Origin of the sequence: Streptomyces sp. AC512_CC834 (genome assembly GCF_019049325.1) — a bacterium.
Taxonomy (GTDB): Bacteria; Actinomycetota; Actinomycetes; order Streptomycetales; family Streptomycetaceae; genus Streptomyces.
The window spans coordinates 11,082-31,778 of the sequence record NZ_JAGMUO010000014.1 but is presented as its reverse complement, the minus strand read 5'-3'; the positions used below and the strand labels follow the sequence as shown (position 1 = coordinate 31,778).

The 20,697-nt window shown below is 71.7% G+C and carries 15 protein-coding genes, 4 tRNA genes, 1 other RNA gene and 2 pseudogenes; 10 read left to right on the top strand and 12 right to left on the bottom strand.

The window, feature by feature from the left end:
• Positions 1-174: 174 nt before the first annotated feature.
• Positions 175-1,293: an NAD(P)/FAD-dependent oxidoreductase gene (locus tag KUM40_RS04170; RefSeq protein ID WP_217162926.1), complete on the bottom strand. Its 1,119-nt coding sequence runs from the start codon at positions 1,291-1,293 to the stop codon at positions 175-177.
• 53 nt (positions 1,294-1,346) lie between these two features.
• Between KUM40_RS04170 and KUM40_RS04165 the strand changes: the two genes are divergently transcribed.
• Positions 1,347-2,039: a TetR/AcrR family transcriptional regulator gene (locus tag KUM40_RS04165; protein ID WP_217162925.1), complete on the top strand. Its 693-nt coding sequence runs from the start codon at positions 1,347-1,349 to the stop codon at positions 2,037-2,039.
• A gap of 118 nt (positions 2,040-2,157) precedes the next feature.
• Here the strand turns inward: KUM40_RS04165 and KUM40_RS04160 are convergent.
• The 3 genes and pseudogenes from KUM40_RS04160 to KUM40_RS04150 form a co-directional block, all read right to left on the bottom strand.
• Positions 2,158-2,548: pseudogene (locus KUM40_RS04160) on the bottom strand (VapC toxin family PIN domain ribonuclease); the annotation flags it as partial.
• Positions 2,503-2,729, bottom strand: a pseudogene (locus KUM40_RS04155) (type II toxin-antitoxin system VapB family antitoxin). The pseudogenes KUM40_RS04155 and KUM40_RS04160, both read right to left, overlap by 46 nt.
• Positions 2,730-2,884: 155 nt before the next feature.
• A tRNA-Ser gene (locus tag KUM40_RS04150) sits at positions 2,885-2,972 on the bottom strand.
• A 73-nt stretch (positions 2,973-3,045) separates the two neighbouring features.
• Here KUM40_RS04150 and ffs point away from each other — a divergent pair.
• The 6 genes from ffs (at position 3,046) to KUM40_RS04120 (ending at position 12,206) form a co-directional block, all read left to right on the top strand.
• Positions 3,046-3,142: signal recognition particle sRNA small type (gene ffs, locus KUM40_RS04145), an RNA gene on the top strand.
• A 45-nt stretch (positions 3,143-3,187) separates the two neighbouring features.
• Positions 3,188-5,533: a DNA polymerase III subunit gamma and tau gene (locus KUM40_RS04140; protein ID WP_217162924.1), complete on the top strand. Its 2,346-nt coding sequence runs from the start codon at positions 3,188-3,190 to the stop codon at positions 5,531-5,533.
• Positions 5,534-5,694: 161 nt separating this feature from the next.
• Positions 5,695-6,945, top strand: coding sequence for a phosphoribosylamine--glycine ligase (gene purD / locus KUM40_RS04135; protein ID WP_217162923.1), 1,251 nt, complete (start codon positions 5,695-5,697; stop codon positions 6,943-6,945).
• A gap of 405 nt (positions 6,946-7,350) precedes the next feature.
• Complete coding sequence (locus tag KUM40_RS04130; RefSeq protein ID WP_254394568.1) at positions 7,351-9,564, top strand: hypothetical protein; 2,214 nt, start codon at positions 7,351-7,353, stop codon at positions 9,562-9,564.
• Between the two features lie 166 nt (positions 9,565-9,730).
• Positions 9,731-11,212, top strand: coding sequence for a N,N-dimethylformamidase beta subunit family domain-containing protein (locus KUM40_RS04125; protein WP_217162920.1), 1,482 nt, complete (start codon positions 9,731-9,733; stop codon positions 11,210-11,212).
• Positions 11,213-11,297: 85 nt separating this feature from the next.
• Entirely contained in the window at positions 11,298-12,206 is a 909-nt protein-coding gene (locus KUM40_RS04120; RefSeq protein WP_217162918.1) for a phosphoribosylaminoimidazolesuccinocarboxamide synthase, read from the top strand.
• Between the two features lie 94 nt (positions 12,207-12,300).
• Here KUM40_RS04120 and KUM40_RS04115 read toward each other — a convergent pair.
• The 8 genes from KUM40_RS04115 to KUM40_RS04080 all read right to left on the bottom strand — a co-directional run bounded on the left by KUM40_RS04115 (position 12,301) and on the right by KUM40_RS04080 (position 17,077).
• A tRNA-Gly gene (locus KUM40_RS04115) sits at positions 12,301-12,373 on the bottom strand.
• Between the two features lie 58 nt (positions 12,374-12,431).
• On the bottom strand, positions 12,432-13,046 hold the full coding sequence (locus tag KUM40_RS04110) for a response regulator transcription factor (protein WP_217162916.1): 615 nt from the start codon (positions 13,044-13,046) through the stop codon (positions 12,432-12,434).
• Positions 13,043-14,332, bottom strand: coding sequence for a sensor histidine kinase (locus KUM40_RS04105; protein ID WP_217162914.1), 1,290 nt, complete (start codon positions 14,330-14,332; stop codon positions 13,043-13,045). The genes KUM40_RS04110 and KUM40_RS04105 overlap by 4 nt, the downstream gene beginning before the upstream one ends.
• Positions 14,333-14,361: 29 nt before the next feature.
• Positions 14,362-15,114, bottom strand: a complete 753-nt coding sequence (locus tag KUM40_RS04100) for an ABC transporter permease (protein ID WP_374227344.1) — start codon at positions 15,112-15,114, stop codon at positions 14,362-14,364.
• A 71-nt stretch (positions 15,115-15,185) separates the two neighbouring features.
• The gene (locus KUM40_RS04095; RefSeq protein WP_217162910.1) at positions 15,186-16,199 is read right to left on the bottom strand and encodes an ABC transporter ATP-binding protein; all 1,014 of its coding nucleotides are present in this window, start codon (positions 16,197-16,199) and stop codon (positions 15,186-15,188) included.
• Positions 16,200-16,351: 152 nt separating this feature from the next.
• Positions 16,352-16,424 (bottom strand) — tRNA-Gly (locus tag KUM40_RS04090).
• A gap of 80 nt (positions 16,425-16,504) precedes the next feature.
• Positions 16,505-16,576, bottom strand: a tRNA-Gly gene (locus tag KUM40_RS04085).
• Positions 16,577-16,759: 183 nt separating this feature from the next.
• Positions 16,760-17,077 carry an Lsr2 family protein gene (locus KUM40_RS04080; protein WP_217162908.1) on the bottom strand — a complete coding sequence of 106 codons (318 nt, stop codon included), beginning with the start codon at positions 17,075-17,077 and terminating at the stop codon, positions 16,760-16,762.
• A gap of 362 nt (positions 17,078-17,439) precedes the next feature.
• Between KUM40_RS04080 and purS the strand changes: the two genes are divergently transcribed.
• The 3 genes from purS to purL are packed head-to-tail and all read left to right on the top strand — an operon-like array spanning position 17,440 to position 20,644.
• A complete protein-coding gene (purS, locus tag KUM40_RS04075; RefSeq protein WP_217162906.1) occupies positions 17,440-17,712 on the top strand; it encodes a phosphoribosylformylglycinamidine synthase subunit PurS in 273 nt (90 codons plus the stop codon).
• Complete coding sequence (gene purQ / locus KUM40_RS04070; protein WP_217162901.1) at positions 17,709-18,389, top strand: phosphoribosylformylglycinamidine synthase subunit PurQ; 681 nt, start codon at positions 17,709-17,711, stop codon at positions 18,387-18,389. The genes purS and purQ overlap by 4 nt, the downstream gene beginning before the upstream one ends.
• Positions 18,386-20,644, top strand: coding sequence for a phosphoribosylformylglycinamidine synthase subunit PurL (purL, locus tag KUM40_RS04065; RefSeq protein ID WP_217162899.1), 2,259 nt, complete (start codon positions 18,386-18,388; stop codon positions 20,642-20,644). The genes purQ and purL overlap by 4 nt, the downstream gene beginning before the upstream one ends.
• Positions 20,645-20,697 lie beyond the last annotated feature (53 nt).

Here is a 20,697-nt window from a genome sequence, read left to right as displayed (position 1 = left end):
CCAGACATCCGGCGCCCCCCACGCCGCGCACCTCGGAGACCGCGCCCCACACCCGCCTTGACCAGGCGCAGCGGCAGGATCGACTGCGGGTGCGCAAGGACCGTTCGCTCGTGGGGGCGGTGTCGGTCAGGGGCGTCCTGGAGGGGCGCCTGCCAGTGTTCTCGCGCTCGGCGGTCAGGACGGCTGGACCTGGTCGAAGAGGGCGAGGGCTTCGGCGGGGTCCGGACTCACGAGGCGTTCCAGGCCGGCCGTCGTGATCTTCGCCCACTTGCCGGCCCGTGCCCACATCTGTTCCTCGAAGGCGCGGACGGTTTCGTCCAGATCCTCGGGGCCGGTGGCGATGGACTCGGCGAGTTCGGCCCCTTCCAGCATCGCGAGGTTCGCGCCCGCCCCCAAGGGGGGCATCAGATGGGCGGCGTCGCCCAGTAGCGTCACCCCGAAGACGTGGGTCCAGGTGTGGGACACGGGCAGTACGTAGAGCGGGCGGTGTACGAAAGCGGTGCCGTGGCGGAGGAGGTTGAGGACGGGATCGGCCCAGCCGTCGAACAGAGCCAGCAGGCTCGAGCGCACGGCCTCGACGTCGGCCAGGTCCAGGTTCGTGTGCCAGTCCAGCGGCGCGCGGAACTTGGCGTACACCTTGACGTGGCCGCCGCTGTTGCGCTGGGCGACGAGACCCCGGTTCACGCCGTACACGGCCATGGAACCGTCGCCGATCAGCCGGGCGAGGTCGGGGTGGCGGGTGTCGACGTCGTCGAGGGAGGTCTCGACATGGGTGACGCCGGTGTACTGCGGTGTCGCCGAGGAGACCGCCGGGCGGATCCGGGACCAGGCGCCGTCCGCGCCGACCACGAGGTCGAACGCCTCCTGCCGCCCGTCCGCGAAGTGGACCAGTACGCCATCCCGGGTCCCCGGCACCACCTGCGTCACGCCCCGACCCCACTGGACGTCGAGAGGGCCGAGCAGCAGGTCACGGAGCTGCCCGCGGTCGATCTCGGGATTGGCCCGGTCGTCCGGGTCGGGTTGCCAGTCGCGCAGGACGGTCCCGTCCGTGTCCAGGATGCGCATGGCCTGCCCCTCGGGACGGGACAGCGCCCGGAACTCCGCCAGCAGCCCCGCCTTGTCCAGCGCGAGCTGCCCCAGCCCTTCGTGCAGGTCCAGGACACCGCCCGGGGGGCGGGCGTCACGGGCGGCATCGCGTTCGAGGACGGTGACCGGGTGACCATGACGGTGCAGGACGCGGGCGAAGGCAAGGCCGGCGGGACCGCCCCCGACCACTGCGATGCGATGTCTCATGTCGATACACCGTATTGCATGAATACGATGTATCGCAACGGTACGGTATCCCTATGACTGTGTGGGACCGGCCGGAGCCGCCGACTCAACCCGTGCCGCTCGACCGGGAGCGGATCGTCGAGGCCGCCATCGCACTGGCCGACGAAGGCGGTCTTGCCGCGGTGTCGGTGCGCAAGGTCGCGGCCCGCCTGGACGCCGGCCCGATGCGGCTGTACAGATACATCTCCACCAAGGAGGAGCTGTTCGACCTCATGGTGGACGTGGTCCAGGCCGAGATCCGCCCCGAGGAGCAGCCCGGTGACTGGCGGGAGGCGTCGCGCACCCTCGCCCGGCGCACCAGGCAGGCCTCTCTCCGTCACGAATGGCTGGCCGACCTGCTCGGCGGCCGCCCGGCCATGGGTCCGAACGGCCTTGCCGTGACCGAGGCCACGCTGACCGCCTTCGACGGCCTCGCCGACGTCGACACCGTCATGCGCGCGGTGGAGACTGTCAGCGCCTACTTCATCGGCGCGATCAGGCGCGAGATCGCGAATCTGCGGGCCGAGCGCGCCACAGGCTTGTCCAAGCACGAGTGGCAGCGGGCCTCCGGACCGCATGTGACGAGGATGCTGGCCACTGGCCGCTTCCCGGCGCTGGCCAAGGCCGTGTACGACGGCACGGACGTGGACGCCGAGACATCGTTCGAGACCGGCCTGGAATGGGTCCTCGACGCCGTGGCCCTCAAACTCACCCGGCCGTCGACGTGACGCTTGACCGGAAACCGTCAACGTCGCCGGGACAGACTGTCCAAACACCGACCGCTACGGGATTGGCCAACCGCATCTCGTGAGAGAGGCAGTCCCAAGGGCCCCACCGCGAACTTGGCCACTGGAGAGCCTGGCCGGTCACTGCCGCGATGCAGGCGAAGTCGTGGTCGCGGTGCAGGAGGGTGAGGTGAGCCCTTGCAACTCGGCCGGTCGCGGCGACGACGAGATCCACCGCACCCGCACTGCTATGCCTTCCCTGTTCGGAGAGCTTCCTGGTCCTGCCAGGCGCGGTCGTAGGCCCGGTCGTCGACGGGAACCCAACCGAAGATCAGTCGCATGTCCTCGATGCCGCGCGCCCTGTCGGCGGCCGACCGGGCGCTGTAGAAGAACTCGAGCTCGGTGATCGGGCAGGCGGCGATGAGCCCGACGGCTGCCGCCTGGTCCCAGCCGTACTGGGCCGCGTTCACCAGCGGTAGTTCCCCTTGTTCTCGAACAGCTCCAGATCGAATGCGCCGTCCCCGGCGCGGCTCGCAGCCGGGCGAGAGCCAGGGCGCGACGCCGACTCTCCAGCACCTCGCGAAGAGCGGTGTTGACCGTCTCCTTCTTGGTTCTCGTCCCGAGGGCTTTGGCCACGTCCGCGACCAGGCCGTCGTCCAGGTCGTCGTCCAGGTCGATAACCGTCCGACTCACGATCGACCTGATCATGGGTTGGGAGCCGGGCGGCGCCGCCAGGATGCGGGGCGCGGTACCTGCACGTGACCGATCCGATGCTCAAGGAGGCAGGGACAACGTCGAAGGGCCCCCTGTTTCCAGGAGGCCCTTCGACATCGTGCCCGGTGAGGCACTGGCGGAGGATACGAGATTCGAACTCGTGAGGGGTTGCCCCCAACACGCTTTCCAAGCGTGCGCCCTAGGCCACTAGGCGAATCCTCCGCCGAGAACATTACATGACGCCGGGGAGTGCTTGCGAACTCGTTCTGAGGGCCCGACATCGGGTAACGTGTGGCCCAGCCCCTCACGCGGCGCTATCTGACTGAACTCCCCCAGGGCCGGAAGGCAGCAAGGGTAGGTCGGCTCTGGCGGGTGCGTGGGGGGCGTCTCCTTTGCGGGCGGTCCGGTTGTCAGCGGTCGCCTATAACCTCGTATGCGTGTCGTCTCTCGCGCTCTACCGCCGTTACCGCCCGGAGTCCTTCGCCGAGGTCATCGGGCAGGGGCATGTCACCGACCCGCTGCAGCAGGCGCTGCGGAACAACCGGGTCAATCACGCGTACCTGTTCAGCGGTCCGCGCGGCTGCGGCAAGACGACCAGCGCCCGGATCCTGGCGCGGTGTCTGAACTGCGAGCAGGGACCCACGCCGACCCCCTGCGGCGAGTGCCAGTCGTGCCAGGACCTCGCCAGGAACGGGCCGGGGTCGATCGACGTCATCGAGATCGACGCCGCTTCGCACGGTGGCGTGGACGACGCCCGTGACCTGCGCGAGAAGGCGTTCTTCGGGCCCGCCTCCAGCCGGTACAAGATCTACATCATCGACGAGGCCCACATGGTCTCCCCGCAGGGCTTCAACGCCCTGCTGAAGGTCGTCGAGGAGCCCCCGGAGCATCTGAAGTTCATCTTCGCGACCACCGAGCCCGAGAAGGTCATCGGGACCATCCGGTCGCGGACCCACCACTACCCCTTCCGGCTCGTGCCGCCCGGCACCCTGCGCGACTACCTCGCCGAGGTGTGCGGCAGGGAGGGCATCGCGGTCGAGGAGGGTGTGCTGCCGCTGGTCGTACGGGCCGGTGCGGGGTCCGTGCGTGACTCCATGTCCGTCATGGACCAGTTGCTCGCGGGCGCCGGTGCCGACGGTGTGACGTACGACATGACGACCTCTCTGCTCGGCTACACGGACGGCTCGCTGCTCGACTCCGTCGTCGAGTCGTTCGTCTCGGGGGACGGCTCGGCCGCCTTCGAGGTCGTGGACCGGGTCATCGAGGGCGGCAACGACCCGCGGCGCTTCGTCACCGACCTGCTGGAGCGCCTCCGGGACCTGGTGATCCTCGCCGCCGTTCCCGACGCCGCGGAGAAGGGGCTCATCGACGCCCCCGCCGACGTGGTCGAGCGGATGCAGGCCCAGGCCCGCTCCTTCGGCGCCGCCGAGCTGAGCCGCGCCGCCGACATCGTCAACGAGGGGCTCACCGAGATGCGCGGCGCCCACTCGCCGCGCCTTCAGATGGAGCTGATCTGCGCGCGCGTGATGCTGCCCGCCGCGTACGGCGACGAGCGTTCGGTGATGGCCCGCCTGGACCGGATCGAGCGCGGGGTGCAGTTCTCGGCGGGCGCGGGTGCGCCTGCCATGGGGTACGTGCCCGGGCCCGAGGCGCATGCCGGGGCGGGGGGTGCGGCGGCAGCGGCCGCTCCGGTTCCGCCCGCCGCGGCTCCGGCCCCGGTTCCGTCGGGTGGCGGGCCCGCCGCGGCCCGGGCGGCGGTCCGGAATTCCGGTGGCGATGCCGGTGCCGGTGTCGGAGCTGGCGGCGGTGGCGGTGTTCCGGTGGGCGGGCAGGGGGGTGGACCGTCCTCCGATGCGATTGCCGGTGCCGGTTCCCGTCCCGGTCTCGCCCCCGACTCTGACGAAAGCGGCAGTCCCACCAGCGGCGTGCGGCCTGATGCCGCGCCCACGCCGAGCGCGCCGCCCGCCGCGGCGCCTCCGTCGGCGCCCGCGCCGGGTGCCTGGCCGACCGCGGCTCCCGCGGGTGGCGGGCGTCGGCCCGGCGGGTGGCCCACAGCGGCGTCGGCGGGCGGTGGACAGCCCCGGACGCCGGACGCGCCCGGGCCCACCGCGGCTCCGGCCGCTGCCCCGGCACCCGCGCCGGCCGCTGCCGCCCCCGCACCCGCCTCTCCGCCGCCACCGCCGGGCGGCGCCGGGGTCGACCCCCGCACGATCTGGCCCAACATCCTGGAGGCGGTCAAGAACCGGCGCCGGTTCACCTGGATCCTGCTCAGCCAGAACGCCCAGGTGACCGGCTTCGACGGCACCTCACTCCAGATCGGCTTCGTCAACGCCGGGGCTCGCGACAACTTCGTGAGCAGTGGCAGCGAGGACGTGCTGCGGCAGGCCCTGGCCGAGCAGTTCAACGTGCAGTGGAAGATCGACGCGGTGGTCGACCCCTCCGGCGGTTCGGCACCCCCGCCGCCCGCCGGCCCCTCCGGTGGCCAGGGCGGATCCGGCGGCGGCGGCTTCGGTGGTGGAGGAGGCGGCGGCTTCGGGGGCGGTGCGCCCGCACCGAGGCCCTCAACGCCCGCGCCCGCCGCCCAGCCCTCCGCGCCGTCCGCACCGGCCCCGGAGACCGCCCCCGCGCCTCGCCCCTCGGCGCCCGAGCCGCGCCCGGTCTCCCCCGAGGACGACATCCCCGAGGACGACGACCCGGACCTCGACGAGACCGCCCTCTCCGGCAGGGAACTGCTGGTACGGGAGCTGGGCGCGACGGTGGTCGAGGAGATCGCGCACGAGTAGACGGGGCGGGGGCAGCGCGGGGCGGGGCGTTTCCCCCGTGCTGCTCGTAGTGCCCGTACCGCTCGTACCGCTCGTACTGGAGAAAGCCACAAGCCGCCGCGCCCCGGGCCTTCGGAAGCCCGCACAAAGCGCATCGGCCCGTTCCCATTAGGCTGACCCCCGTGAAGGTCCTTGTCATCGGCGGCGGCGCCCGCGAACACGCCCTGTGCCGTTCCCTGTCCCTCGACCCCGACGTCACCGCGCTGCACTGCGCACCCGGCAACGCCGGTATCGCCGAGGTCGCCGAACTGCACCAGGTCGACGCCCTCGACGGCGCGGCCGTCACCGCGCTGGCCACAGAGCTCGGCGCCGGGCTGGTCGTGGTCGGCCCGGAGGTGCCCCTGGTCGCCGGGGTCGCCGACGCCGTACGCGAGGCGGGCATCCCGGTCTTCGGTCCCTCGGGCGAGGCCGCCCGGCTGGAGGGCTCCAAGGCCTTCGCCAAGGACGTCATGGCCGGCGCCGGTGTACCCACGGCCCGCTCCTACGTCTGCACGAACCCCGCCGAGGTCGACGCGGCCCTCGCCGCCTTCGGTGCCCCCTACGTCGTCAAGGACGACGGGCTGGCCGCCGGCAAGGGCGTCGTCGTCACCGACGACGTCGAGGCGGCCCGGACGCACGCGGCAGCCTGCGACCGCGTGGTCATCGAGGAGTTTCTGGACGGCCCCGAGGTCTCCCTCTTCGCCGTCACCGACGGCGAGAACGTGCGCCCCCTCCAGCCCGCCCAGGACTTCAAGCGCGCCCTCGACGGCGACGAGGGCCCCAACACCGGCGGCATGGGCGCGTACTCGCCGCTGCCCTGGGCCGACCCCAAGCTGGTCGACGAGGTCGTGCAGAGCGTGCTCCAGCCGACCGTCGACGAGATGCGCCGCCGCGGCACCCCGTTCTCCGGACTGCTGTACGCCGGTCTCGCGATCACCTCGCGCGGGGTGCGCGTGATCGAGTTCAACGCCCGTTTCGGCGACCCCGAGACCCAGGTCGTACTGGCCCGTCTGAAGACCCCGCTGGCCGGCCTGCTGATGGCAGCCGCCACCGGCAACCTCGCCGACCTCGAGCCGCTGCGCTGGAGCGACGAGGCGGCCGTCACCGTGGTCGTCGCCTCCCACAACTACCCCGGCACCCCGCGCACCGGCGACCCGATCACCGGCCTCGACGAGGTGGCTGCCAAGGACGCCCCGCACGCCTACGTCCTGCACGCCGGCACCCGGGCCGAGGGCGACGCCGTGGTCAGCGCCGGTGGGCGCGTCCTGTCCGTCACGGCCACCGGTGCCGACCTCACCGAGGCGCGCGACCGCGCCTACCGGGCCGTCGCCCGCATCGGCCTGGACGGCTCGCAGCACCGCACCGACATCGCGGCGCAGGCGGCGGGCGCGTGACCAAAGGGGTCCTCTGACTCCCTGGACTCCCTGAACACCCGTTCCGCACCGAACGCGACAGGCCCCGGCTCCGTCTCAGGAACCGGGGCCTGACCCTTGCTGTCCGTCTCCACCTTTCCCCAAAGCCATTCCATCGAGTGACCGATGGGCCATACGGCTGACGGGCGCGAGGGCCCCAACTATGGTGCCGCGCAAGCGTTCCGGCACTTGGCCCACCGGCATTGCGATGTCAGTGCCGGGTGCCACAGTGGGGGGAGTGAGCAAGAGCGGAAGACCAGAAGAAACAGCAGGACGGTCCAGGACAGACAGGGCAGACAGGACAGGCAGGGCAGGCAGGACAGGCAGGACAGGCAGGACAGCGATGAGGGGGTGAGGTCCGCCGTGACCGCTATCGGTGGTGTGGAGATGGGTGTGCAGGCCGCGCGTTCCCGGGCGCTGGCGGTGCTGCGCGTCCGCAGCCGTGCGCTGGCCGTGGCCCTGCTGCCCGCTGCCGCCGCCGTGATCCTTCTCGTCGGCGGTTCCACCGGGCACCTCGCGGGCGGGGGCTGGGACGTCCTGCGCTGGGCCGTGGCCGTCCTCGCGCTGCTCGTGCTGCCGGCCGCCGCCGCAGTCGCCCTGGTCGTGGCCCGCTCCCGGCCCGCCGTGACGCCCACGGTCACGATCGCCGAGGAGTCCGCGCCGGACCTCTACCGGATGGTGCGCGACCTGGCCGACCGGCTCGACGTCCCCGCCCCCTCCGCGATAGCCCTCACCCCGGACTGCGACAGTTGGCTGGAGGACCGTACCCATCCGGCCCACGGCCCGCCGCCCGAGGAGAAGCACGACGACCTGGCCGGCCTGGACGGACCCGCCCGGCGCCGGAGTGCCGCCGCGCCCGTCCTGGTCATCGGCTCCCCCTTCCTGTGGTGGATGCGGGTGGGCGAGCTGCGCGCCGTCCTCGCCCCGGTCGTCGCCGGTACGGGACCCTCGGCACACCCCGACATAGCCGCCGCCCGGCGCTTCATACGGGGCCTGGACGCCGCCGTGGCGGTGGCCTCGGCGGGCCGGCGCGACCCGCTGTCCCGCGTGGCGTGCGCGGGCCTCGGCTGGGTGTCCCGGCTTCTGCTGCGCAGTTGTCGCGGTCATGCGGCCGAGATGGAGCGCGGGGTCGCGGTGGCGGCCGCCGAGCGTGCACAGGCTGTGGACTACGGTCTGCGGATCGTCGCGCAGGAGCAGGTCGGGCTCGCCTACGCGGGCTGGGACCGGCTGCTGACCCGGGTGGCGCTGCCCGCCTGGCGGATGGGCCGCTGGCCCTCCCGGCTGGACGTGGGCGTCGTCGCCGCCCTCACGGAGCTGTCCCGCCGCGACCGCCTGGCCGAGGGCTTCGCCTCCCGCCTGGGCGAGCGTCCCGCCTGCGACCTGCTGGAGGAGCCCGGGTCGATGGACGAGGCGGTCTCGCTCCTCGCCGCGCGCCTCTTCCACGGCGGGCCCGCCGAGGCCGGTCCGGACTGGTCGCCGGTGGGCTGGGACGAGTACCCCGAGGAGGTCGTCGACCGGACCTGGCGCACGGACGCGGCCCGCCTGCACCGCGTCCTGGACACCCTGGGCGTCCGCCGCACCGCCGCACCGGGCACGGACGGCCCGACCCTGGCCCGCGTCCTGGACCACCTCACGACCCCGGACCCCGCGGTGCCCGACGTTTCCCCGGCGACTGTTCCCGGGACCACGACCGAAGCCGAAGCCGAAGCCGAGGCTGGTGCTGGTGCTGGTGCTGGTGCTGGTACGGGGACAGAGACGGGGACGCGGATTGAGGCAGGGGCGGGCAATAGGGCCTGGACCGATGCCGATGCCGATGCCGATGCCGATGCCGATGCCGATGCCGACACCGAGCCCGGGACCAAGGCCGGGTCTGGGATCCCGACCGGAGTAGAGGCCGGGAGCGGGCCCGGGTCGGAGACACCGACCGGGGCGGAGACCGCAACCGGGACCGAGCCCGGGAGCGGCACTGATGCCGGCACTGGCGCCCCGGACGCTGGCACCGGCGCCCCGCACCCGTCGCACGGCGACCAAGACGCCTCCGCCGACCACCGCACCCTCGCCCACGCGGCCCGTCCCGGCGAAGACCACCCCGACCACCGCACCCCCGCCCTCGCCGACGCCCCCGAGTCCGCCGACGCCGACGCGTCTGCCGACGACGAGGACGAGGACGACCTGGCCGGTACCACGGACCGTGGCGCGGCTCTCGCCGCCGGGCTCAGTGCGCAGTTGGCCCGCGAGGAGGCGAGGGCGCGGCCCGCCGGCGTCGGGGCCCCGTCCGCCCCGGGACCGTCGGCCGGGCCGGACGCCGCTCTCTGGGACGACCGGGCGCTTCCCCTCCTCCCGTTGCAGCCCCCGCGCACCGGCCGCGAGATCCTCACCGCGCACATCACGGCGATGGTGTGCTGCGCGGCGATGGACACCGCGGGCGCGGCGCCGGGCCTGGACTGGCTCGACGGACCGTCGCTCCTGTTCAACGGCGCCCGCGCCGCGGACCTGGCCCCCAGCGTGCTCAGCCTCGTCGAGACCGGCGACCCGGGCCCGCTGCGCACCTGGATGACCGAACTCGGCGTTCGTCCGGAAAAGCCGGTGCGCCTGGTCTGACCCCTCGCGCCGGAGGGAATCGGATCCTCCCATTCCACTTTCGGCCACTTCGCAACGAACAGTGACAGCGCGCGTGCGAAATGTGATGTGCTGGGACCGATCGCGCACATGGCAAGGGCGTTCGTCATACGCACGACCACGGGGGCACGAGGGAGGGGACTGTCCCATGGGGCCCGAGCAGATCCGCCGCTGGGAGTCGGGAGCACTCGCGCATGCCGTGACGGACCCCTTCGGACAGGGGCCCGTCCCGTGGCTGCGCGGCGGTGAGACGTACTTCGGAGACACCGGCCAGGTGGTCGCCTGGTACGCGGACCAGGACGCCACCGGCCAGGACCCGGACGGGCACCCCGGCACCGGCGGCGGCCCCCGCGCCGCCGACGACGTCCGCCGCCAGATCAAGGGCTTCACCGCGACCGGAGCCGCCGCGCCCGGCGAGGCGATCGACTTCCACGTCACCGTCGATCCGCCGCAGGAGTTCAGCGTCGACGTCTACCGGATCGGCCACTACGGCGGTGACGGCGCCGCCAAGATCACCACCAGTCCCCGCCTGTCCGGCATCGTCCAGCCGCCGCCGCTCACGGCCGACCGCACGGTCTCCTGTCACCACTGGTGGCTGTCCTGGCGGCTCCAGATCCCCACGTACTGGAACATCGGCGCGTACGTGGCCGTCCTCACCACCGCCGACGGCTACCGCTCCCACGTCCCCTTCACGGTCCGCGACAGCCACCCGGCCGACCTGCTCCTCCTCCTGCCGGACGTCACCTGGCAGGCGTACAACCTCTATCCCGAGGACGGCCGCACCGGCGCCAGCCTCTACCACGCCTGGGACGAGGAGGGCCGCCTGCTGGGCGAGGCGGACGCCGCGACGACCGTCTCCTTCGACCGCCCGTACGCGGGCGCGGGCCTGCCCCTGCATGTGGGCCACGCCTACGACTTCATCCGCTTCGCCGAGCGCTACGGCTACGACCTCGCCTACGCCGACGCCCGCGACCTGCACTCCGGCCGCATCGACCCGGCCCGCTACCGGGGCCTGGTCTTCCCCGGCCACGACGAGTACTGGTCCACGGCCATGCGCCGCACCGCGGAACTCGCCCGCGAGCAGGGCACGTCCCTGGTCTTCCTCTCCGCCAACACCATGTACTGGCAGGTGGAGCTGGCGCCCTCCCCGTCCGGCGCCCCCGACCGCCTGCTGACCTGCCGCAAACGCAGGGGACCCGGCCGGCCCGCGCTGTGGCGGGAGATCGACCGCGCCGAGCAGCAACTGCTCGGCGTCCAGTACGCCGGCCGCGTCCCCGAACCGCACCCCATGATCGTCCGCAACGCCGGCCACTGGCTCTGGGAGGCCACCGGAGCGCACGAGGGCGACGCGATCGAGGACCTGGTGGCGGGCGAGGCCGACCGCTACTTCCCGCGCACCGCGCTCCCCGGGCACGACGAGCGGGTCCTGCTCGCCCACTCCCCGTACACCGACGTGGACGGCGCCCGGCGCCACCAGGAGACGTCGCTGTACCGGGCCCCGTCCGGCGCCTGGGTCTTCGCTTCCGGAACCTTCGCCTGGTCCCCCGCCCTGGACCGCCCCGGCCACGTCGACCCGCGCGTCCAGCGCGCCACCGCCAACCTCCTGGACCGCATCTGCAAACGGGACTGACCCCGCACACCGACTGCCCCGCTCGCCGCCCTCCTCCCGACGTACGGGACAATCGACGTACTAGACAGAACCACGGGGAGGAACCGTGTCCGGATTCGTCGAAAAGCCCGAGCCGATCCAGGTTCCGGGTCTGGTGCATCTGCACACCGGCAAGGTGCGCGAGCTGTACCGGAACGAGGCGGGCGACCTCGTGATGGTCGCCAGCGACCGCATGTCCGCCTACGACTGGGTGCTGCCGACCGAGATCCCCGACAAGGGCCGCGTCCTCACCCAGCTCTCCCTGTGGTGGTTCGACCAGCTCGCCGACCTGGCACCGAACCACGTCCTGAGCACCGAGCTGCCCGACGGCGCCCCCGCCGACTGGGAGGGCCGCGCGCTGGTCTGCAAGTCGCTGCGGATGGTCCCCGTGGAGTGCGTGGCCCGCGGCTACCTCACCGGCTCGGGGCTCGCCGAGTACGAAGAGACCCGCACCGTGTGCGGCCTCGCCCTGCCCGAGGGCCTCATCGACGGCTCGGAGCTGCCCGCCCCGATCTTCACCCCGGCCACCAAGGCCGAGGTCGGCGAGCACGACGAGAACGTCTCCTACGAGGAGGTCGCCCGCCAGGTCGGCGCCGACACCGCCGCCGCCCTGCGCCAGGCGACCCTCGCCGTGTACGCGCGCGCCCGCGACATCGCCCGCGACCGCGGCGTCATCCTCGCGGACACGAAGTTCGAGTTCGGCTTCGCGGGCGGGAGCGGTGAGGACCTCGTCCTCGCCGACGAGGTCCTCACCCCGGACTCCTCCCGCTTCTGGCCGGCCGACCAGTGGCAGCCGGGCCGCGCGCAGCCGTCGTACGACAAGCAGTTCGTGCGGGACTGGCTGACCTCGCCCGAGTCCGGCTGGGACCGCGGGAGCGAACAGCCGCCGCCGGCGCTGCCGCAGCAGGTCGTGGACGCCACCCGCGCCAAGTACGTGGAGGCCTACGAGCGCCTGACCGGCCTGAGCTGGTCGTAGGCACGCCAAGGCGAGTCAGGTGAGCCGGGCGAGCCGAGCGAACACGAAGAAGCCCCCGGCCGGATTCATCCGGAGCCGGGGGCTTCTCACACGGAGCGAACGACGAGGTTCGAACTCGCGACCTCAACCTTGGCAAGGTTGCGCTCTACCAACTGAGCTACGTTCGCACTGCGCGCGGGCTTCGTCGTGGACTTCGTCGGGGACGTCGCCGTGGCGCGCCATCCACTATACCCAACCCCGCTCCCGCGCGAGCCGCACCGCCGCGTGCCGGTTCTCCGCTCCCAGCTTGCTCGCGGCCGACGACAGGTAGTTCCGTACGGTCCCCTCGGCGAGCGCGGCACGCTCGGCGATCTCCGCGACGGGCGCCCCGTCGGCGGCGTGCTCCAGCACTTCGGCCTCGCGAGCGGTCAGCGGCGAGTCACCGGCGGAGATCGCGTCGGCGGCCAACTCGGGGTCGACGTACCGGTTTCCGGCGTGGACCGTTCGGATCAGCTCGGCGAGTCGCTGGGCGCTGGTCGTCTTGGGGACGAACCCGCGCACCCCCGCCGCGAGCGCCCGCTTCAGGTGCCCGGGGCGGCCGTGACTGGTCACGATCAGCACCCGGCAGGCGGGCAGCTCGGTCCGCAGGGATGTGGCGACCTTCACACCGTCGGCGCCGGGCATCTGGAGATCCAGTACGGCGACGTCCGGCGCGTGCGCCCGCGCCATCGCCAGCGCCTCCGGGCCGGTGGCCGCCTCGGCGACCACGACCAGGTCGTCCTCCAGGGACAGCAGGGCCGCCAGCGCTCCGCGGATGAGGTGCTCGTCGTCGGCGAGCAGTACGCGCACGGTCGCCGTCACGACGCGACCTCCAGCGCGGCCCCGGCCGCGGGGGCGGGCAGCGGCACCTCGGCCGTCAGCCGGAACACGCCCTTGCCCGCGATGCCCGCCTCCAGCGTGCCGTCCACGGCGGACAGCCGCTCCCGCAGCCCCGCAAGGCCAGAGCCGCCCGAGCCGCCAGAGCCGGCCGATCCGCCCGAGCCGTCCGGGCCCGCCACGGGGTCTTTCCCGGTCGGCTCCGCCACCCCGTCGTTCTCCACCGTCAGCACTACACGCCCCTCCGACATCCGCACCATCACGGTGACCTTCTTCGCGTCCCCGTGCCGCAGCACGTTCGTGGTCGCCTCCCGCACCACCCAGCCGAGCGCCGACTGCACCTCGGCGGGCAGGCCGGCCGTCTCGCCGGTGACCTCCGAGACGATGCCGGCCGCCGAGAGCACACCCCGGGCGCCGGCCAGTTCGACCTCCAGGGCGGCCTCCCGGTAGCCGCGTACGACGTCCCGTACCTCACGCTGCGACTCCTGGGCGATGCGCTGCACCTCGATCATCTGCTCCACCGCCTCGGGCCGTCCGCGCCGGGAAAGCTGGACGGCCAGCTCGCTCTTGAGCGCGATCACCGCCAGGTTCCGCCCCATCACGTCGTGCAGATCCCGGCCGAACCGCAGCCGTTCCTCGGCGACGGCGAGCCTGGCCCGGGTCTCCTTGGCGTCGTCGAGCGCGTAGACCGCGTTGAGCAGCCAGAAGGAGAACACCGCGGTGAAGGCGATGAACGCCCCGGCCGCCAGCAGGACGCACGACATGATCAGTGCGGCGAGCCACGGCATGCCGACCGCGAACGACACGACTCCCGCACCCGCCGCGAATCCGCCGACCAGGGCGATGACGTGCCGTCGCCGGCGGTGCACACCGAGCACCAGGACGCCGACGCCGAAGACCTGCACTCCCGCGAAGACGCTGGCGGCCGCGCCGTCGACGTCCGTACCCCCGGGGCCGTGCTCCGCGATGGCGATCGCGACGGTCGCCAGGACCGCGGTGACGGCACCGAGCCCCCACAGCTCCCGCACCGGCTGCGCACGGCGTCCGAGGGTCCAGTCCAGCGCCCGTGAGGCGGTCACCATGCACATCACGGCATGCGTGATGACCAGCAGGGACAGCACCGTCGCGAGTCGCGCACCCGTCTGACTGTAGGTCGACAGTCCGATGCCGGCGATCTCGCTCACCCCGAAGAAGTGGAACGACCACCGCGTGTACGTCTCCACCTTCTCCGGCGTGCTCTTGACCCGCCACCATCCGTCCGGCCCGCGCATCCGTCCGCCGCTCCCACTCGTCCCGTGCCTCAGTGCCGTGGCTCCCAGCGGAACCACCGTCGTACAGCAAACACCGCGAGAACGGTCCAGGCCACCGCCGTCGCCGTGGCGCCCATCGCCTCGGCGCCGGACAGGTCGCCGGTCCAGCCGCCGCGCACCAGGGTGATCACGGGCGTCAGCGGCAGCAGCTCGCAGAGGGCGGCGAGCCGGTCGGGAAGCAGGTCCAGCGGGAAGAACAGGCCGGAGCCGAGCATCGAGACGAACGTGAACGGCAGCGGCGTGACCTGCGCACTCTCACCGGTCTTGGTGAAGCTCGCGGTGGCCGCCGCGAGCGCGGCGCACATCACCAGGCCCAGCAGCAGGCCGACGACGGCCAGATGGAGTGCCGACGGCGCGGGCAGGTCCAGCAGGACCGCGCAGCCCACGGCGAGCAGCAGGGACTGTACGAGCCCGCTGAGGACGGCCGGCAGGGCGGATCCGCCGAGGATCTCCACGTCCCGCAGCTCTCCGGTGCGCAGCCGCTTCAGGACGAGTTCCTCACGCCGGACGACGAAGACGCCGACGAGGGCCGAGTAGACGGCGAACAGCAGGGAGAAGCCGATCGCGGCGGGCAGCACGAGCGTGCCGATGGTCAGCCCGGCCCCGGCGAGGTCGATCTCCTTGGCTCCCGCCCGCACGCTGAACGGCATCACGAAAGGGATGAACAGCGCGGCGAAGACGGTGCCCTTGTTCCGCCCGAGCAGGGTCAGTTCGGCGCGGGCGAGGGCGGTCATGCGGCTCATCGGCGTGGTGGTCGCGACACCGGCGGCGGCGCGCTTCGTGCGGGCTTGTGTGTCCGTGGCGTCCGTGGCGCTCATGCCGCGTGCTCCTTCTCCGTGTTCTTCCCGGTGTCCTGCTCCGTGTCCTTCTCCGTCTTCGTCGTCCCGTCGGCCGTCCTCGCGGACACCTCCTTGGCGATGCTGAGGAAGGCCTCCTCCAGGGACGCCGAACGCACGTCCAGGCGGCGCAGCTCCACCCCGGTCTGTCCGGCCCACACCAGCAGTCCGGTGGCCGCGCGCTGGAGTTCGCGGGTGCGCAGCTTGATCATCCGGCCGTCGACCTCGTGGTCGCTGACGCCCAGTTCGCCGAGCGGCGGCAGGTCGCCCACGAAGTAGCCTGCGGGCAGTTCGAAGGAGATCCGGGACGGCTGGGCGGCGGTCACCTCGGCCGGGGTGCCGGTCGCGGCGATCCGGCCCTCGTGCATGATCGCGAGCCGGTCGGCGAGGTGCTCTGCCTCCTCCAGATAGTGCGTGGTCAGCAGCACGGTGGTGCCCCGGTCGCGCAGCGCGCTCACCAACTCCCAGGTGTCGCGGCGGCCTTCGGCGTCCAGTCCGGTGCTGGGCTCGTCGAGGAAGAGCACCTCGGGATCGCCGAGCAGCGCGAGCGCCAGGTCCAGGCGGCGCCGCTGGCCGCCGGAAAGCTGTTTGACGCGGGTGTCGGTCTTCGACTCGAGCCCGACCAGCCCCAGTACCTCCGCCGGCGGGCGGGCCCCGCTCACGCACCCCGCCCACATCCGCGCGGTCTCGGCGACGGTCAGCTCGGACGGGAAGCCGCCCTCCTGGAGCATGACGCCGGTGCGGGGGCGTACGGCGGCCCGCTCGGTGTACGGGTCGTGTCCGAGGACGCGCACCCGGCCGCCGGCCGGAGCGGCGAGGCCCTCCAGCAGTTCGACCGTCGACGTCTTGCCGGCGCCGTTGGTGCCGAGCAGGGCGAAGACCTCGCCGCGGCGCACGGAGAAGCCGATTCCGCGTACGGCCTCGAACCCGCCCCCGTACACACGCCGCAGGTCGGTGACCTCAATCACGTGTTCGTGTCCGTTTGAGTGCATGCCTCAAGCCTTCCGGCACACGGGGCCCGCCGACAGTGCGGCCCGTCATCACCCCGCATGACAAATGTCAGGGCCGGGCGGTCGGGCTGCCGGACGCTCAGGTTCGGGAGCACGAAAAGACCCCGGTCCTGAGGACCGGGGTCTGATTCCCGAGCGGACGACGAGGTTCGAACTCGCGACCTCAACCTTGGCAAGGTTGCGCTCTACCAACTGAGCTACGTCCGCATTGCCCCCGACCGGCCTTCACCGATCGGTGCGAGCACCAGCCTACCTGATCCAATCGGACCATCGGTACGGCGATGCAGAGCGGGTGACAGGAATTGCACACTGCGCCTTCCCCCTGGAAGGGGGATGTTCTACTACTGAACTACACCCGCATGTTCCGTGAGCTGGGCCTTTTCGGCCTCGCCCCTCGGCGTGCTCCAGACTTTAGCTGATCACCCTGGGTGCTGCGCAAGTCGGTTGCCGCGAGGGGCGGCTGAGCGTCCGTCGGCCCCGGTCACGTCGTGAGGCTCACCGAGCGGTTCACCGATCGGTCACCGAGAGGCTCGCCGAGCGGCTCACCGGGCCTCGGCGAACGCCTCGTACACCTTCTTCGGGATCCGGCCCCGCGCGGGCACGTCCATCTTGTTCGCCTGGGCCCAGGCCCGGACCGCCGCCGGGGCGGGGGTGACCTCCGTCTGCCGGTACGTCTTGCCGGAGCGGGAGCGCTTGCGGCCGGCCGAGACGTACGGCTCGAGCGCCTTGCGCAGTTTCCGGGCATTGGTTTCGTTCAGGTCGATCTCGTACGTCCGGCCGTCGACTCCGAAGGCGATCGTCTCCGCCGCTTCCGAGCCGTCGATGTCGTCAAAGAGAGTGACCACGACACGCTGCGCCACGAATATCGGTCCCTTCGTGCGGCATCTCCGCGATGACGTGCCCGAACGTGCCGGGACGCCGCGATGATGCCGACTGTTCGCCTGTAATTGGGCAAAGTATCGGCTAATGACATTTCATTTGTACAGTGCCCGGCATTGCAATGGGAAGACCGACTAAATCTCCTGGCGTGTCCGTCGCGCAATAGGTGTCCCACGCTCGATCCGGGATCTTTCCCGAAGTTTTTCGTGACCGCCTCCCCTCGATCTCCTCTCGATGCGGAATCGTGACTGGGGTCACGTAGTTTCCTCCAAGGTTACGCGCGTAGAAATTTTGGGCGGGTAGTCTGAAGGAACCTGCTCAGCACCACACACCGGGAGTGCCAGTGGCACGCGTCGTAGTCGACGTCATGCTCAAGCCGGAGATCCTCGACCCCCAGGGCCAGGCGGTGCAGCGCGCACTGCCGCGACTGGGTTTCGAAGGGATCTCGGACGTCCGTCAGGGAAAGCGATTCGAACTGGAAGTGGACGGGCCGGTCGACGACGCCACCCTCGCCCGCATCCGTGATCTTGCGGAATCCTTCCTCGCCAACACCGTGATCGAGGACTTCACCGTCAAGGTCGAGTCCGAAGACGTGGTCGCGGGGGCCGTGAAGTGACCGCTCGTATTGGCGTCGTCACTTTCCCCGGCAGTCTGGACGACCGGGACACGCAGCGCGCGATCCGCGTCGCCGGCGCAGAACCCGTCGCTCTCTGGCACAAGGACAAGGATCTCAAGCAGGTCGACGCCGTGGTGCTGTGCGGCGGATTCTCGTACGGCGATTATCTGCGCGCCGGTGCCATCTCGCGCTTCTCGCCGGTGATGGACACCGTCATCGACCAGGCGAAGGCCGGTCTCCCGGTGCTCGGCATCTGCAACGGCTTCCAGATCCTCACGGAGGCCCACCTGCTGCCGGGCGCCATGCTGGGCAACGACCACCTGCACTTCATCTGCCGCGACCAGAAGCTGCGGGTGGAGAACGCGGACACGTCCTGGACCAGCGACTACACCGCCGGCCAGGAGATCCACATCCCGCTGAAGAACATGGACGGCCGCTACGTCGCCGACCGGCACACGCTGGACGAGCTGGAGGCCGAGGGCCGGGTCGCCTTCCGGTACCTGGACATGAACCCCAACGGCTCGCTCAACGACATCGCCGGCATCACCAACGCCGCCGGGAACGTCGTCGGGCTCATGCCGCACCCCGAGCACGCCGTCGAGTCGCTGATCGGTACGGGCCGTACCGACGGCCTGCCGTTCTTCACCTCGATCCTCAAGAAGCTGGTCAACGCATGAGCCGGACGCCTCTGGACACGGTCGAGCACGCGACCGCGACCCCCGACGTCGAGCTGCCCTGGGCCGAGCTGGGCCTGAAGAAGGACGAGTACGAGCGGGTGGTGGAGATCCTCGGCCGCCGCCCGACCGGCGCGGAACTCGCCATGTACTCCGTCATGTGGTCCGAGCACTGCTCGTACAAGAGCAGCAAGGTCCACCTGCGCCAGTTCGGCGAGAAGGCCCCCGAGTCCGAAGCGATGCTCGTCGGCATCGGCGAGAACGCCGGTGTGGTCGACGTCGGCCAGGGCTACGCGGTCACCTTCAAGGTCGAGTCGCACAACCACCCGTCGTACGTCGAGCCCTACCAGGGCGCGGCCACGGGCGTCGGCGGCATCGTCCGCGACATCATCGCCATGGGCGCCCGTCCGGTCGCCGTGGTCGACCCGCTGCGCTTCGGCGCCGCCGACCACCCCGACACCAAGCGCGTCCTGCCCGGCGTCGTCGCCGGCATCGGCGGCTACGGCAACTGCCTGGGCCTGCCCAACATCGGCGGCGAAGTCGTCTTCGACGCCTGCTACCAGGGCAACCCGCTGGTCAACGCCGGTGCCATCGGCGTCATGCGGCACGAGGACATCCACCTCGCGAAGGCGTCCGGCGCGGGCAACAAGGTCATCCTGTACGGCGCCCGCACCGGCGGCGACGGCATCGGCGGCGCGTCGATCCTGGCGAGCGAGACCTTCGACGACGCGAAGCCGTCCAAGCGCCCCGCCGTCCAGGTCGGCGACCCCTTCCAGGAGAAGCTCCTCATCGAGTGCACCCTGGAGGCGTTCGCCGAGAAGCTGGTCGTCGGCATCCAGGACCTCGGCGCGGCGGGCCTGTCCTGCGCCACGTCCGAGCTGGCGTCCAACGGCTCCGGCGGCATGCGCGTCACCCTGGACGACGTACCCCTGCGCGACTCGACCCTGTCTCCCGAGGAAATCCTCATGAGCGAGTCGCAGGAACGCATGTGCGCGGTCGTCGAGCCGGGGAAGGTCGACCGCTTCCTCGAGATCTGCGACAAGTGGGACGTCATCGCCACCGTCATCGGTGAGGTCACCGACGGCGACCGCCTGGAGATCTTCTGGCACGGCGGCAGGATCGTCGACGTCGACCCGCGCACCGTCGCCCACGACGGCCCGGTCTACGAGCGCCCCCTGGCCCGTCCGGACTGGCAGGACGCCCTCCAGGCCGACGACGCGAACAAGCTGCCGCGGCCGGAGACGAGTGAGCAGCTCAAGGACCAGGTCCTGAAGCTGGTCGGGTCGCCGAACCAGGCGTCCAAGCAGTGGATCACCCAGCAGTACGACCACTTCGTGCAGGGCAACACCGTGCTCGCCCAGCCCGAGGACTCGGGCATGATCCGCGTGGACGAGGAGTCCGGCCTCGGTGTCGCCATCGCCACCGACGGCAACGGCCGCTACGCCAAGCTCGACCCGTACGCGGGCGCGCAGCTTGCGCTGGCGGAGGCCTACCGGAACGTCGCGACGACCGGTGCGAAGCCCCTCGCCGTCTCCGACTGCCTGAACTTCGGCTCGCCGGAGGACCCGGCGGTCATGTGGCAGTTCGCGGAGGCCGTGCGCGGCCTGGCCGACGGCTGCCTCCAGCTCGGCACTCCGGTGACCGGCGGCAACGTCTCGCTCTACAACCAGACCGGCGAGGCCGCCATCCACCCCACCCCGGTGGTCGCGGTCCTCGGCGTCATCGACGACGTGGCCCGCCGCACGCCGGTCGCCTTCCAGGAGGAGGGCCAACTGCTCTACCTCCTCGGTGACACCCGTGAGGAGTTCGGCGGCTCGGCCTGGTCCCAGGTCGTCCACGACCACCTCGGCGGCCTGCCGCCCAAGGTCGACCTGGAGCGCGAGCGCCTGCTCGGCGAGATCCTGATCTCCGCCTCCCGCGACGGCATGATCGACTCCGCGCACGACCTGTCCGACGGCGGTCTGGTCCAGGCGGTCGTCGAGTCGGCGCTGCTCGGCGGCAAGGGCGCGCGTCTGGTCGTACCGGACGGGCTCGACGCCTTCACCTTCCTGTTCTCGGAGTCGGCGGGCCGCGCGGTCGTCGCCGTCCCGCGCTCGGAGGAGCTCCGCTTCAACGACATGTGCGGCGCCCGCGGCCTGCCCGTCACCCGCATCGGTGTCGTGGACGGGGACGCGGTGGAGGTCCAGGGCGAGTTCTCCCTGCCCCTGACCGAGCTGCGCGAGGCCCACGAGGGGACGATCCCGGCGCTGCTCGCGTAGTCGCCGGTCCCTGAGAGTCCGAGGTCCCGTCCGGTTGTTTCCGGGCGGGACCT

What these genes read in the sequence shown, in the direction of transcription:
- KUM40_RS04170 (WP_217162926.1), bottom strand. Translation starts at nt 1,293, where the DNA reads ATGAGACATCGCATCGCAGTGGTCGGGGGCGGTCCCGCCGGCCTTGCC.
- KUM40_RS04165 (WP_217162925.1), top strand. Translation starts at nt 1,347, where the DNA reads ATGACTGTGTGGGACCGGCCGGAGCCGCCGACTCAACCCGTGCCGCTC.
- KUM40_RS04130 (WP_254394568.1), top strand. Translation starts at nt 7,351, where the DNA reads ATGGGTGTGCAGGCCGCGCGTTCCCGGGCGCTGGCGGTGCTGCGCGTC.
- KUM40_RS04125 (WP_217162920.1), top strand. Translation starts at nt 9,731, where the DNA reads ATGGGGCCCGAGCAGATCCGCCGCTGGGAGTCGGGAGCACTCGCGCAT.
- KUM40_RS04105 (WP_217162914.1), bottom strand. Translation starts at nt 14,332, where the DNA reads ATGCGCGGGCCGGACGGATGGTGGCGGGTCAAGAGCACGCCGGAGAAG.
- KUM40_RS04100 (WP_374227344.1), bottom strand. Translation starts at nt 15,114, where the DNA reads ATGAGCCGCATGACCGCCCTCGCCCGCGCCGAACTGACCCTGCTCGGG.
- KUM40_RS04095 (WP_217162910.1), bottom strand. Translation starts at nt 16,199, where the DNA reads ATGCACTCAAACGGACACGAACACGTGATTGAGGTCACCGACCTGCGG.
- purL (WP_217162899.1), top strand. Translation starts at nt 18,386, where the DNA reads ATGAGCCGGACGCCTCTGGACACGGTCGAGCACGCGACCGCGACCCCC.